Origin of the sequence: Sphingomonas sp. LY54, assembly GCF_035594035.1 — a bacterium.
Classification (GTDB): Bacteria; Pseudomonadota; Alphaproteobacteria; order Sphingomonadales; family Sphingomonadaceae; genus Allosphingosinicella.
The window spans coordinates 1,733,933-1,746,556 of sequence record NZ_CP141588.1; the positions used below are offsets into that span (position 1 = coordinate 1,733,933).

The following is a 12,624-nucleotide window of genomic DNA, read 5'->3' on the forward strand; positions in this document are numbered from 1 at the left end:
AATCGACGCTCGCCGGAAGTGTGGTAAGCTGTTTGATAGTCATAGCGTGGTCTCCCCATGCTGTGGTTAGGTCCGGGGCTGGCGGGGCCTAATCCGCCACCTCGGGCCGTCCGGGCTTTGCGCCTCTGCGACCGCTACAAAATAGCGCTATGAGCGGGGTTGTCAAGCGGGTGTAAGCTATTTATTATCGGTTGCATGTTGATGACCCCAGAACAATGCCGCATGGCTCGCGCGGCTCTGAACTTGTCCCTTGCCGATCTGGCGAAGGCGACTGGCGTGCGGACAATGACAATCAGCGAATTTGAGCGCGGGGCCGATTCCAGGCGCTCGACTGTCGAGAAGCTGCAGGCGGAATTGGAGCGCGGCGGGGTGGCGCTGATCCCGCCGGGCGATGGGCTCGGTGCTGGCGTTCGGCTGCGCGATTGATGCGCCTGAACGTCGCTGCTCCTGTCGGGATTGCGGCTGCAGCGCTGGCTGGCTTCCTGCTGATCGATCGCGGCGGCGCGGAAAGCGCAGTCGCCTCAGGCGCGGTTCCCATTGTCGCGACCGGAACGCGCTTCTCCTGCACGCCTGTGGCGGTGTGGGATGGCGACGGGCCGATATGGTGCGCCGAAGGGCCGCGCGTGCGGCTGGAGGGCATTGCGGCGCAAGAAATAGACGGGACATGCCGGCCTGGTCATCCTTGCCCAAAGGCATCCGGGCTTCAATCGCGCGACTATCTGGTGCGGCTCCTCGGCGGTCCCAAAGGCGTGCTCTCGACTGGCCATGTCGCGGTCAACGGGCCGCGCCTCTATTGCGTCTCTGGCGGCAATGCGAAGGGCAAGCGAACCGCCGCCTTCTGCTCCGCTCCGCGCGTCGGGGATCTGTCCTGCTCCATGGTCAAGGGCGGCTATGCGCTGCGCTGGTCGCGCTATGGTGGGGACGGGGTGTGCCGGCAACCCTGAATAACAGGCTGGAAGTACAAACAGGACGAGAGGATTAAGCAAATCGGTCGCTAAAGGTCCACATTGGACATGTTAGTATGCTCCGAATTTCGCGCATGGTACTGTGCGGTCTGCGGGCGCGGAGGTGCAATGCAAGCATTGCTGGCTATGATCGTGGCTCTATGGCTGCTCGGAGGTTGCGCCACTTCGAGCGCTCCCGATGAGATTGTGAACCCGACCGGCGAACCTAGGGCTCGCTGGGGGGCTCTCCGGGGCGCAATAGCTGGTGGGGGCGTGAGTGCCGTGCGTGGCTTCAGCGTCAGCCGTTCAGGGCAAAAGGGGGCTGAGCCGCAGGCAACGGCTTCCAAGCCCGATTTACCGCCTTCGGTTGCGCCGGTTGTGCCCGATCCAAGCGCTCCAGATCCTGGCCCTGCAATCCAACCCGCGCTGGAACCAGCCGAGGCCCCACTTATCTTAGAGAGCCGGAACATGGCACTGGGAGGCGGCATGAGTTTGATAGCGACGGATGCCCCACTGCCCGACGAGGAGCTAAATAGACAGCGACGAGCAATTAGGATCGGCCGCGGCAAACTGAATATCGAAAGTCGGATGGTGCGCGATACCAGCTACCCGGCGATACTCGAGATCACCTCGACCGCGGATCCACTGCCCGCCCAAGGACTCCCGGCATTGGAGGTTGTAACTGGACCCAGCGGTTTGGCTTCACCGCCGCTTGTGTTTCCGGTTGGGGTGGGCCGCTGTATGTCTGCTCGACTATTCGGATCCGGGTTTGAGGTCGCGCCAGCCGGACCGGTTGACAAAAATCTCGGAGCGAGTTCCATCGAGACGTGGGATTGGCAGGTCACGCCGAGGCGCAAGGGCAATCTCCGGCTTACAGTCGATCTGCGGATCAAGGCCTACGTCAACGGCCGGTGCATCGAGCAACTCCAGGTCTATCCGCCGCAGACCCAATCCGTGGCTGTGACCGTCGGGTTCTGGGCCGGGATGACCGACTGGCTGAACGAGACGTCTCCGGTTCTCGGTCTGGCGAAGGGATGGCTTATTGGGCTCACGGCGCTCTTAACTGCCGCCATGTTGTTGATCGGACGCGTCCGCCGATTTTTGCGCGCGCTGCTAGGGAGGCGACGGGTCCACGCAAAGCCCGGGACGCAGCTTGCGGCTAACTGATGAGCCGCGGCGGGCGGCGACGTTGACTAGCGCGTCATGAGGCGATCGCCCTTGCGAAACGATCCCCACCGCGATGCGTCAACGGTGGGGATCGGCCCTCCCGCTCCGAGAGTGCGGACCAAGGTGCGGGTCCGCCTTTGCACAGCATCATGGATCGCGAGTCGCGGCAAGCGCTCCGCCAGGGCTGTCCGAACTTGGTACGGCCAACACACGTAAAGCGACCCGCTTTCGCCTGAGGCGGCTCGCGGATGGATTTGGGATAAGTGAGGTCATGGGGATGATGGGCGCAATTCGAGCCGGTCTCTGGGTCGCATTTGTGCCGACGGCAGCGCTAGCCCTGTTCTTCGTCAGCTACGCCCTGCTCTATCCTTCATTCTGGATGGATAACATTCCAATCGAATTGAAATTCTTCCAGCTAGCCGCAGCGGCGCTCCCCACGCTCATAGCGATATTGCTGTTTCGCGGGTCGCTCTTCAGCAGGACACACGACATCGCGGCACTACTCTTGCTGCTAGCGGCGGCCGAAATGAGCTTTGTGTTGCCGTCAATCTACCGAAGCCTAGGGCAGTTCTAAAGAAGGTCTGCACCGCAAACGACCCAAGTCGGGCGCAGGAAGTCATCAGCCGGATGCCCGAAAGCAGCTGTCCGTTTATCCCGCCCGCGAATGGCTGCAAACGACCCAAAGCGGACGTTCAGCGGGTGGCATTCTCGCGCTGGTCGCCGCAGCCTTCTGCTCGGCAGCCGAGGCTCACATAAGTGTCGGAGACGACCCGCCACTCGCCGGCGACCTTCGTCCAATGCGCAAAGTAACTGCCGTTGACGACCGCTCCAGCGCGCCCGTCGTCGCAGCGCCACTCGCCCGATTCAGCAGCACGTAACCGGTTCTCCACCGCCCCCACGTCCACCCGCCGTGGCGTTCGCGTGCAGCGCTGCGGGTCGCTCGCCCACAGGCTGCGCATTTGAGCGGCGCTGCGAACAATGGTGCCTCCTCCGGACACGAGAACGTAATCGGGGGCAGCGATCCGCATGATGCCCTCCACGTCCTGCGCGGCGATTGAGCGATTGTTATCAGCTCGCAATGCAAGGATTGCTGCCCGTTCCTCGTCATGCCCTTCTGCTGGGCGCACCGAGTCTTGGGATGCCACGACCTGCCAACGTCCTTGCCGGAACAGCCACGTGTCGGTCCAGATGAGGCGCCTGTCTGGCCCGCCATCGCCAGGTGTCAGCGTTTCGGCCCCTTGCGCAATCACAAGTGGTCCGTGGTGGTGGAAACGGACATAGTCGACGCGCGTAACCGGGTAAGGTGATGGTTCGGCTGCCAACTGGAGCTGTCGCACCCTGTTGCGGATCTCCCCATTCGAAGCGACGCCGACATAGTCTTCTGCGAGGAACCGGGCCATCGCCTCTCGGTCACTGGCCGCCCACTGCTCAGCGCTGCGCCTCAGAAAAGCCTCGGTTTCCGCTTCAGAAGGCAATGACGAAGAAGTGGCGGAAGGCGCGGGCAGCGAAAGATGATCGCTCGGCTGGACACCGGTCCAAGCCACTAGCAGCAGCGCGGCGAGCATACTTGATCCCCCTTCGTTCAAATCATCTGCCGCGCCCCGACGCAGCCACCTCTTAGCAAGCTACGGGAACACGGCGCGCCGGTCTAACCGTTTGCGTCTGCCGCGCATCCTGTTCTCGAATGTCCGCTTTCCACCCTTGTCAGACATTCACATCCAATCGGGCGGTTGGCCAAGCGGAACGGCCGGAATGGGTCGAAAGCCGACGTTGCGCCGCGCGGAAAAGCTACCGACTACTGTCCGCGAAATGCGGTGCGCAGGCGCTCGGCCATACGGTCGAGTTCCTCCCTCGGCACCGGATCTTGTGTTGCGCGTGGCGTGTTTGGGACAACGTGAAAGTGGACGTGGCAGACGTGCTGGCTGCGCGCATTATTCTGCTCGATCGAGAAGCCGGTCGAACCAAGGGCACGCTGCTGAGCGGCACCGACTTGCCGGGCGATAAAGAGAGCATGCCCCATCTCGGCCGGCGTCATGTCGAACAGGCTCCGCACGGGCCGCTTCGGGATGACGAGCGCATGCCCAGGATGATCCCACTCCAGCGGCAGCAGGACGATCACCTGAGAATCTTCGTAAACCCGGGATGCCGGCAACTCACCGCGAAGGATGCGGGCGAAAGGGTTGTTCTGTTGATACGGCTGGTTGAGCGGACAGCGCAAAGCTGGCGTGGGTGCTGTCTCTGGTGGCGGCGCGCCTGCCTGCGCTGGAGTGACTGCTGCCAGTCCCACTAAGAGCGCGTGCATAGCCATCACCTCCCCCCTCAGAAACCCCCTGCACACTCCCACGAGCCGCCAATGTCCGCAATGGGTCGAAAGCGGACTTACGATCGCTAACGGGTACGAATGGCAACCCCGCCCGAACCGGTTCGTTTAGCCGCAAAGACTGGGCAAGCCGCATGCGACCGCCTTGGAAGCCATCCGCCCGCCGCAGCGTTGTTTTGCTGCTGATCTTCCTCTTAATGCTGGGTGCGGCTGTGCTTTATTGGTGGCGAGCGGGCGACGCGCCCAACCCCTCGTCGACGGCGCCTGTTGAGACGTTACCCGCAGCCCCGCCGCCCCCAACACGTTGAGCTGAAACGGGTTTACGACGTTCTAAGACCCGTGCGCTAAAGTGGGCGCGTCCACCAGGATGAGTAGTGTCGGAGCGCGGCATCCCCCCAACCCAGTGCCGCGCTCCTCACTCGACCTCGCCTTGGAGCTGAACGTCTACTCTCCGAGGTCGCTCTCGACCGGGCACGCGCGCGCTAAAACCGCGCTAACGGATGGCCGGCCACTAGCCATCGCCGCCTTGTTCTGGCTATGTTCTCAATATGCAGAGAATCACTCTGACGCGCGATGAGGTCGCCCACACCCTAGCGATCTGGCTCGCCGTCGCAGGCCAGAAGCACCCGCACATGATCCGCGACCTGTGGACGAGGAAGGACGAATATGCGGATGACGCCAAGCACCGATTTGCTCGACGGTCGCTGGCCGACTTCCTCGCCGCAAAGCTCGAAATCGCCAAGCACGAGGTGACCCGAGAGGCAACCGCGTATGACGAGGCGCCGGGAGATTGAAGGGTGCGTTGACGGAAGCGCTAAGCCGCCCTTAGCATCAAACGATCATGGGCGAGGCTAGGACGAGGATGTCCAGAAGATGCCGCTCGGCACGGCACACATCCCTGAGGCGCTCATTGGAAGAAATTCACAGCGAGCGCTGTCATTCTACTCGAGACTTGGCGTCCGTCATTGCAGTCAGCGCGGCATATTAGCCCGGCGGAGAGAGGAAATGTGTCCCATCTCGCTGCCCTCGACTTCGATGTCCACTCGCCACGTAACCGTGCCGTGCGGGCTCATCGCCCCTAAGCCCACGCGAACGGCGTCGGCCACTGCTTCTTCGTGGCTAGGGAGCCACCGCCCAACCAGCGCGGCCGTGCGATAACGATATTGCTGTGACAAAAAAGATTAGCCTTCCGTGGGGGTCTCTTTGACCTCCCTTCGGAAGCGCTTTAGCAGCGTCTCGGATTTATCCGCTAGCGATTTTGCGAGCATGATGCTTTCCCGAAGCCCTACTGGCCGGCGGTCCAACGCTCGTTCAACTATCCGTCGCACGCGCAGCCCGGCCCTTTGTGGCATTCTTTATCGCGCGAGATGCAGGAGTCCCCGCAAGCCTTGCCCGCCTTGCACACCTTACAGCACGCAAATGAGCCGGTCGCCGCGAATGCAGGCGAAGAGCATGGGTTGAGCGCGGATGGGCCAATCAGCACCGAAGCGGCGGCCACCAGAATTGCCAATGTCTTCATATGCACCTCGAACCTCATTGTTCGGCAGCGCGAGCCGCTTGATCAGCAACGGCTAAGGCTAAGCAGGTTATTCGGCGGATAGCCATCGCCCTCTGTAGTCAAATATAGCCGGGCGGATTGAGGATGGCGCTGTGCAACGACCCACACGCTGCGCCCGTGAGCCGTAGTCCAATACCGATTGGTACCGCGTTGGATTTCGTCGATCAGCGTGTCGATGCCCTTCCAACCCCACGCTCCGCCGAGGCCCTGAATGCGTCGATCCATGTCGTTGTTGTCGGGCGTGTGGCAGGTAACTTGGAGATCCGCCATGCCGTTGCTCCTTCTGAGGCTTCATCTGCATGGGGACTTCTCAGGTCGGCGTGTTAGCTCCTGTGCATTGATATTCCTTTGTCACCATCCATCCGGTGCAGCCGTACATGCCCGTCTGATTGCAGACCTTGGTCACTCCGCCGAACGCCTCAGCGTCCGAATAACCCCACACCTTGCACCGATCGCGCGCGACGGAATGCGCTTGGGCCTCGTCGATCTGCGGGCTTTCGAAAGCGCCATATTCGAATGAGAGGCGAACCACGCCGTCAGAGCGGCTTCCTCCGGTGGCCTGAAGTGTTTTGGTCGTGGCACATCCGACCAAGACGAGGAACACGAACGCGGCGATCCATTCTCTCATCGGACACCCCCCTTTGCTTTGCTCTGTGGCGCAAGAGGCAATCTATCGAGGAAGATGAGTGAAGTTATGTCCGTGATGGACCCTTCAGGTGTCTATGCCGACAATAGGCGAGGAGATAGAAAGATTGCCAGCCGCCTTGGCGGTCAGAGCCGGGATTTGGATACCCCCTTATCCCGGCTCGTCTTGCTCAGGTGCGCCGAGGCCGCCTACTGTAAGCAACTCCCAGCCAGATAATCGAGGCGACGAGGAACGGGACCGCGATCGGCGCGAATGCCGATCCTACGGCGGTCACAACAATAGCAGCAACAGGTGCTTTCATACGGTATCCCCGAGTTGACGTATTGGAGGCGGCGTGGCCAAACCTATCGATATGCGCACGCAATGTTATGTCCGGAGTGGAGCAATCACCTCTTGGACAAGCAATGCCGACGCGGCGGCCGAACGCTACAACCTGCACGACGTTATTCGGATGACCCCATGCTGAGCGACTGGGAGCTCTGGGCCTGTGCCAACGAGGCGATGGTCCAGTATGGCGATCGAGCGCCGTTCGTCGCCGCCGTGCGCATCGCGGAATTGAGCAATTGGGGCGACCAGGAGGGTGTGGCGACTTGGAGGCACATAGCCTCACGGATCGAGGCTCTGGCTGGAGGAGCAGTGGGGTCCGCGCACCAGGTCGAGCTCCCCGACGATACAGGTTTCGTCATCGCTATCCGTGGATACCGACCTCCTGTCTTTCCCTGAAACGGAGATGGACAAGGAAGTCCCGCAGCTTCTTGGCCACCTGATAAGGAGTACCGAGATCGTAGCTCGACGTACTTCCGTCAGCCTCTACCAGGTTAATCCAGATATGACCCTCGCTGTCGGGGCCCAGGAGCGACCAATTGGTGAGCATAGCGGTCCTATTCGGCGTCGAGTAGTACACGCGCACACTGTAGGGACTATTACTTCAGGCCTGATGTCTATACCCAAATTTTTGTCGGCCGAGTAGCTAAATCCGGAAAGCTTGCGGCGCTCGGTGTAAACGAGAGGGTCAGGCTTCACCCCGTGATCGTGAACGCCTCCCGGAACGTCACCCGACACACCTCTTGCTCCGCTTCATCCGTGACCCGGACGTAGTGCTCCAGGTTGACGTCGCCGAACTCGTGGACGCTCTCACACCCCATGTCGCGGGCGGTTTCTAGAGCCCGTTGGTGGGCGGCTGAGGCATCGGCAAGCTCTTGGCCCTCCTCATCCTCTCTGTGACGTGATTGTGGACGTGGAAAAATAGCGGACCATGGCGCGGAGAACGGGGGCTACCTGTCACGTTCCGTTCGTTCCGGCAGATTGCCCTAATTCGCCCTCTTCCAGCAATCGCCAGTGCCCATGCGAGATACGGATCATCGGGGCTTTACACCAAACACACCGGCTTAGGTAATGTAAGCCGGTGTGCTGGATCTTGCGAAGCGAGCGCTTGTGTCCAAATATCCAGCAAATAAGCCGCATCGCCTCACCTTTAGGAGAACTACGAAGTTCTCCCTGGGTGTGTTCCGGGTTATTGGAAATTGGGAAAATGGGACGCCGGTGACGCAATATCCGAAAGGAGACGATCATGGCCGAGGCAGATGAAAGACGGAACGAGGGCCTATGCCCCTGGCGGCTGGCAGACCCGGACGAGAACGGCCACGTCGAGCTACAATACGAATGCGGGGGCCAAAAGGTGGCGGTGAACCTTGGGCGCATTGAGCCGGTCCTCGATGCGTTCTTGGACTTTACCGAACGCCATCAGTGGCGGGACTAGGCCCCCATCCCTGCCACCGCGTCGATGGTGGCGAGCACCCGCTGAAAGCATGGCGGGAGTATCTAGGCTGGGATCTCCAGCGCATCAGGGAAGCCACTGGCATCGGCGTCGAGAAGCTCGACAAGATGGAGCGCGGGATAATCCGCCTCACCAACACGGAAGCCGTCAAGATCGGGCCGTGCCATGGGGATAGCGGCTATCAACCTCATGCCGTTCGCCGGCGGCACATGCTCAGACCTGGATATGGACGACGGCTAACTACCGCTTTGTAGCGTGCGTGAATGCTCCGCATTGTGCTAATGTAGTTCGTCATGTCGGCGCCTATCCGGCCCGGTGTGATGGGCTCTGACCGCGGGGAGCGCGCCCGAGCCGTCCGCACTGTTGCGGCGAGGAACGCACCCCGCCCCTGTTGCACGCTCCACGTCGTGACAGTGCGGCTTTATCTCCCGTCACGACCCCAGCCCTTGCTGGATCACGACGCGGATGATCGATCGTACGAAGCGCTGGGTGCGCCGGCGCCCGATGAATTGGTGTGCAGCCATGGTGTCGCGAAACGGCTGAAACGACGTGCGCGGCGACAGCCCATACTCACGGGGAGGGCTCAGCGCCTGCTTCAAGCTATCGGCGCCAACGTCCGCCATCGCCGCGCGATTCCTTAATACTCTCGTCCCCTTTTCATCGCAATGAAACCACCATGGCTTCGGCGATTGCGTTGAGCAGCACAGCTCGTGGCATGGGCACGCCGGTCGAGGCTGTGCGGGAGGACGAAGACCCAGCGGGCGGGACATCCGAGTCTTCGTCGGGCCGGTCGAGCAATCAAGCGAAAGCTGAAGTTTCCGCAGGAATCTGCTCGATCGTCCGTCGTCCGCCTTCATTGCCTCGGGCTACATCTAAACTCAGGTTGCCCCAGGGGTTCGCGAAGGCTTGGAATATGCGGCCTCGTACTTTCTTCACACCATCTGCCAACTGGTCTTCCTTTATCCGGCCCTCCAGCACCTCGAGATACGCTTGGCTGATCATGTCATCCCGCAACGTGCAGTCGATCCCGCGTGGCACAGCCGCTGAGATGCGCGCGTAAAGGGGGTCAGTGGTGGGGTCCGTCGCCTTGGGCTTAGTAATCGACCTCCTCAATGCATCTGCTCGCCGCCGGCCTGCACCGACACGAAAAGCGGCTTTTCGTTGCTCGCGCTCGTCCCGTGTAAAAGTCTGAACAAACGAGAGAATTTGGGATCTTTTAAGGCCCACCCGTTCCGCAACCGTTCGCATGGCTTCACCGCCCAGCAGGCGACGCCGAACATCGGCTCGCATCTCGGGCTCCATGGTGACAAGGGACCTCATGCCAGCGTTCATCATGTTCTGCCTCTGGCGTGCCCAGCATAACCGCGGGTGGTGCAGATATTGGCCGCAATCGCACCGTGGAAGTTCCCCTCCCGCCTGGACAAGCTCGATATTGAACCGGTGGCGTGCAATAGCGACTGTCCCATGACTAACCCCGGTCTCAGCAGCGATCTCGCGGTTAGACTTCGAGGTTGTACGCAATAGCTCTTGCACAAGTGCATGCTGCTGAGCGTCGATAGGGCCTCTTGATCGCTTGGCTAGCGTGACGCCACCCTTCCGAAGCGCGTCCTCAATGCGGGCAACCGTATCACTTCCGATGCCGTAGAGTTTGATAATCGAGCGCCGTGACTCGCCGATAATCAGTCGGGCGCACACATCGGCAATCTCCGCTGCACAGAGCCTGCATTTCGGCATTGTTCATTCCTTGGTCGGATCGGCTCCGGCCAGACCTGGTCGTCAACAATGGCGGCTCGCGATCCGGCAACGCCGATCGGGCTGCGTGCAATTCACGCCAGCGCCGCTGTCGCGCACTAGTCTTGTCCCTGCGACCAATGAGAGGCGAGCAGATCCATTTTTGTGCCGACCGGCTAGGCTCGCCCGTGTCGCGCAGGTCCCCCGCTACTCCGACTGCGTCTTCGTGCTAAGATGGGCGGGTGCCCGACATTCCGCCCAGACTAATCGCTCTGGGGTAACGAATGAGGGAATGACTGCGCAAAAGCGGCCACTCTCTCTCCAAGGTTTGGCAGCCTCCGTCTCCGCCATCCTGCTTCGCGCGCCGCGCAAGCCTCCACCATCGCCTTCCTTGTCAGCGCCGCGCCGGTTGCTCTACACGCGCGCTTTCCGTTTCCTTCGAGGGCCCGCCGTGCTCAGCCTGAATTTCATCCGCGAGAATCGCGATCCTGTCGCCAAGGCGATCGCCGACAAGAATGTCTCGGTCGACCTGGACGCGCTGCTGCGGCTCGACGGCGAGGTCCGCGCGCTGAAGCAGGAGGTCGAGGAGTTGCGCCGCCAGCGCAAGGAATTGAGCGGCACGTTCAAATCGACCCCCGCCGACCAGCAGGCGGCTTTGCGCGAGCGCGTCAACGGCATCGCCGGGACGATCGGCGACATCGAGACCCGGCTCAGCGAGCGCGAGGAAGCGCTGAATGCACTGATGCTGCGGCTGCCGGGCATACCCTGGGAAGGCGCGCCGGTCGGACCGGACGAGAATTCCAACGTCGTCGTCCGCACCGAGGGCGCGGTCCCAGCCTTCGATTTCGAGCCGCGCGACCATGTCCAGCTGATCGAGATGAACGACTGGGCCGACCTCAGCCGCATCACGCAGGTCGCGGGCTCGCGCACCTATGCGCTGAAGGGGCGGCTGGCGATGCTCGAGAGCGCCCTGATGTTCTGGGCGCAGCAGAAGCTCGCCAATGAGGGCTTTACCTTGATGACCGTGCCGGCGCTGGCGCGGCCGCAGGCCTTCGTCGCAACCGGCCATTTCCCCGGCCACGAGGAGGAAGCCTATGAGATCCCCAAGGACGATCTCTATCTCGCCGGCACCGGCGAGATCGCGCTGACCAGCCTGCATTCGGGCGAGATATTGGAGAGCCAGCAGCTCCCGATCCTCTATGCCGGCTTTTCGCCCTGTTTCCGCCGCGAGGCGGGCAGCGCCGGCCGCGACGTGCGCGGGCTGCTGCGCGTCCACCAATTCTACAAGCTCGAACAATATGTGATCTGCGAGGATGACGACGCGGTCTCGGCCGAATGGCACGCGAAATTGCTCGCCAATGCCGAGGCTTTGCTCACGGACCTCGAAATCCCCTACCAGGTGGTCGAGACCTCGACCGGCGACATGGGCCTCGGCAAGTTCCGGATGAACGACATCGAGTCCTGGGTGCCGTCGTTAGGCAAATATCGCGAGACCCACAGCTGCTCGACCCTGCACGACTGGCAGGCGCGCCGCGCCAACCTCCGTTGGCGCGACGGCGAGCGCAAGGTGCGCTTCGTCCACACGCTCAACAACACCGCTCTGGCGTCGCCGCGCATCCTCGTGCCCCTGCTCGAGAACCACCAGCAGGCCGACGGTCGTGTGAGACTCCCCAAGGCGTTGCAGCCGCTGATGGGCGGGGAGTTCCTCTAAGGCCCGCGCGCCCTTATGTTGGCCCGATGAGAACCGACGACCAGCCGCCGCCGCTTCGCCTCTTCGCGCGCGAAGGGGTGGCGATCGCGGCGCGATTCTACCGCGCCTTCGGCCGCCTGGGCGAGCATGGCCCCCCGGACGGCGAGCCGCTGCTGGTCGTGCCGGGCTTCCTCGCCACCGACCGCACCACGCTCGGCCTGCAGCGCGCGCTCGGCAAGGAAGGCTATCGCGTCGCCGGCTGGGGGATGGGCCTCAACAAGGGCGCGCGCGCCGACATCCTCGACCGGCTGGTCGAGCGGGTCGAGCGCCACGGCCACGGCCGCCCGGTGACCCTGGTCGGCTGGAGCCTGGGCGGACTGTTCGCGCGCGAGGCGGCCAAGGCGCGGCCCGACATCGTCAGCAGGGTCGTCACCCTCGGCTCGCCATTTTCGGGCGATCTGCGCGCCAACAATGTCTGGCGGCTCTACGAATGGGTGAGCGGCCATCCGGTGGACCGGCCGCCGCTCGATCTCGACCTCGAGGCCAAGCCGCCGGTGCCGACGCTCGCCATCTGGTCGCGCCGCGACGGCATCGTCGCCCCGGCCTGCGCGCGCGGCTGCGACGGCCAGAGCGACCGCCAGGTCGAGCTCGACTGCAGCCACATGGGCTTCGCCGTCTCGAAGCGCGCCTATCCCCAGATCGCCGCGGCCCTGCGCGACTTCTAGGCTCCCGAGCCGCCCCCGTCATTGCGAGGCGCGGCACGCGCCGCGGCAATCCAGTGGGCGCTCGGG

17 protein-coding genes are annotated in these 12,624 nt (G+C 62.5%); 9 read left to right on the forward strand and 8 right to left on the reverse strand.

Going from position 1 to position 12,624, the window contains the following annotated elements:
- Positions 1-195 precede the first annotated feature (195 nt).
- The 4 genes from SH591_RS08780 to SH591_RS08795 all read left to right on the forward strand — a co-directional run bounded on the left by SH591_RS08780 (position 196) and on the right by SH591_RS08795 (position 2,685).
- Entirely contained in the window at positions 196-426 is a 231-nt protein-coding gene (locus tag SH591_RS08780) for a helix-turn-helix domain-containing protein (protein ID WP_324748803.1), read from the forward strand.
- Positions 423-944, forward strand: coding sequence for a thermonuclease family protein (locus SH591_RS08785; protein WP_324748804.1), 522 nt, complete (start codon positions 423-425; stop codon positions 942-944). The genes SH591_RS08780 and SH591_RS08785 overlap by 4 nt, the downstream gene beginning before the upstream one ends.
- 588 nt (positions 945-1,532) lie before the next feature.
- Positions 1,533-2,111, forward strand: coding sequence for a hypothetical protein (locus SH591_RS08790; RefSeq protein ID WP_324748805.1), 579 nt, complete (start codon positions 1,533-1,535; stop codon positions 2,109-2,111).
- A 271-nt stretch (positions 2,112-2,382) separates the two neighbouring features.
- Complete coding sequence (locus tag SH591_RS08795; protein ID WP_324748806.1) at positions 2,383-2,685, forward strand: hypothetical protein; 303 nt, start codon at positions 2,383-2,385, stop codon at positions 2,683-2,685.
- 118 nt (positions 2,686-2,803) lie between these two features.
- Here SH591_RS08795 and SH591_RS08800 read toward each other — a convergent pair whose 3' ends face one another.
- Both SH591_RS08800 and SH591_RS08805 read right to left on the reverse strand, forming a co-directional pair.
- The gene (locus SH591_RS08800) at positions 2,804-3,676 is read right to left on the reverse strand and encodes a nuclear transport factor 2 family protein (protein ID WP_324748807.1); all 873 of its coding nucleotides are present in this window, start codon (positions 3,674-3,676) and stop codon (positions 2,804-2,806) included.
- Positions 3,677-3,906: 230 nt separating this feature from the next.
- Positions 3,907-4,419, reverse strand: coding sequence for an HIT family protein (locus SH591_RS08805; protein WP_324748808.1), 513 nt, complete (start codon positions 4,417-4,419; stop codon positions 3,907-3,909).
- A 560-nt stretch (positions 4,420-4,979) separates the two neighbouring features.
- On the opposite strand from SH591_RS08805, the gene SH591_RS08810 reads away from it, so the two are divergent.
- Entirely contained in the window at positions 4,980-5,225 is a 246-nt protein-coding gene (locus SH591_RS08810; RefSeq protein ID WP_324748809.1) for a hypothetical protein, read from the forward strand.
- Positions 5,226-5,837: 612 nt separating this feature from the next.
- On the opposite strand, the gene SH591_RS08815 is transcribed toward SH591_RS08810, so the two are convergent.
- Genes SH591_RS08815 through yecR form a run of 3 tightly spaced genes read right to left on the reverse strand, consistent with a single transcriptional unit; the run spans position 5,838 to position 6,617 of the window.
- On the reverse strand, positions 5,838-5,999 hold the full coding sequence (locus SH591_RS08815) for a hypothetical protein (protein ID WP_324748810.1): 162 nt from the start codon (positions 5,997-5,999) through the stop codon (positions 5,838-5,840).
- Positions 5,993-6,259: a DUF3892 domain-containing protein gene (locus SH591_RS08820; RefSeq protein WP_324748811.1), complete on the reverse strand. Its 267-nt coding sequence runs from the start codon at positions 6,257-6,259 to the stop codon at positions 5,993-5,995. The genes SH591_RS08815 and SH591_RS08820 overlap by 7 nt, the downstream gene beginning before the upstream one ends.
- 40 nt (positions 6,260-6,299) lie before the next feature.
- Positions 6,300-6,617, reverse strand: a complete 318-nt coding sequence (gene yecR / locus SH591_RS08825; protein ID WP_324748812.1) for a YecR family lipoprotein — start codon at positions 6,615-6,617, stop codon at positions 6,300-6,302.
- Between the two features lie 519 nt (positions 6,618-7,136).
- Here yecR and SH591_RS16285 point away from each other — a divergent pair.
- Positions 7,137-7,358, forward strand: a complete 222-nt coding sequence (locus tag SH591_RS16285; RefSeq protein ID WP_416385233.1) for a DUF6961 family protein — start codon at positions 7,137-7,139, stop codon at positions 7,356-7,358.
- A gap of 296 nt (positions 7,359-7,654) precedes the next feature.
- Here the strand turns inward: SH591_RS16285 and SH591_RS16290 are convergent, their stop codons facing one another.
- Positions 7,655-7,882, reverse strand: a complete 228-nt coding sequence (locus SH591_RS16290) for a DUF6894 family protein (RefSeq protein ID WP_416385234.1) — start codon at positions 7,880-7,882, stop codon at positions 7,655-7,657.
- Positions 7,883-8,205: 323 nt separating this feature from the next.
- On the opposite strand from SH591_RS16290, the gene SH591_RS08830 reads away from it, so the two are divergent.
- The gene (locus SH591_RS08830) at positions 8,206-8,394 is read left to right on the forward strand and encodes a hypothetical protein (protein WP_324748813.1); all 189 of its coding nucleotides are present in this window, start codon (positions 8,206-8,208) and stop codon (positions 8,392-8,394) included.
- Positions 8,395-8,456: 62 nt separating this feature from the next.
- Here the strand turns inward: SH591_RS08830 and SH591_RS08835 are convergent, their stop codons facing one another.
- Together SH591_RS08835 and SH591_RS08840 are read right to left on the reverse strand one after the other, a co-directional pair.
- Positions 8,457-8,579 carry a hypothetical protein gene (locus SH591_RS08835; protein WP_324748814.1) on the reverse strand — a complete coding sequence of 41 codons (123 nt, stop codon included), beginning with the start codon at positions 8,577-8,579 and terminating at the stop codon, positions 8,457-8,459.
- 631 nt (positions 8,580-9,210) lie between these two features.
- Positions 9,211-10,146, reverse strand: a complete 936-nt coding sequence (locus SH591_RS08840) for a hypothetical protein (RefSeq protein WP_324748815.1) — start codon at positions 10,144-10,146, stop codon at positions 9,211-9,213.
- Between the two features lie 448 nt (positions 10,147-10,594).
- Between SH591_RS08840 and serS the strand changes: the two genes are divergently transcribed.
- Together serS and SH591_RS08850 are read left to right on the forward strand one after the other, a co-directional pair.
- Positions 10,595-11,854 (forward strand): serine--tRNA ligase, encoded by a 1,260-nt coding sequence (gene serS / locus SH591_RS08845; RefSeq protein WP_324748816.1) that lies wholly within the window; start codon positions 10,595-10,597, stop codon positions 11,852-11,854.
- A 26-nt stretch (positions 11,855-11,880) separates the two neighbouring features.
- Positions 11,881-12,558 (forward strand): esterase/lipase family protein, encoded by a 678-nt coding sequence (locus tag SH591_RS08850; protein ID WP_324748817.1) that lies wholly within the window; start codon positions 11,881-11,883, stop codon positions 12,556-12,558.
- The last annotated feature ends 66 nt before the right edge of the window (positions 12,559-12,624 follow it).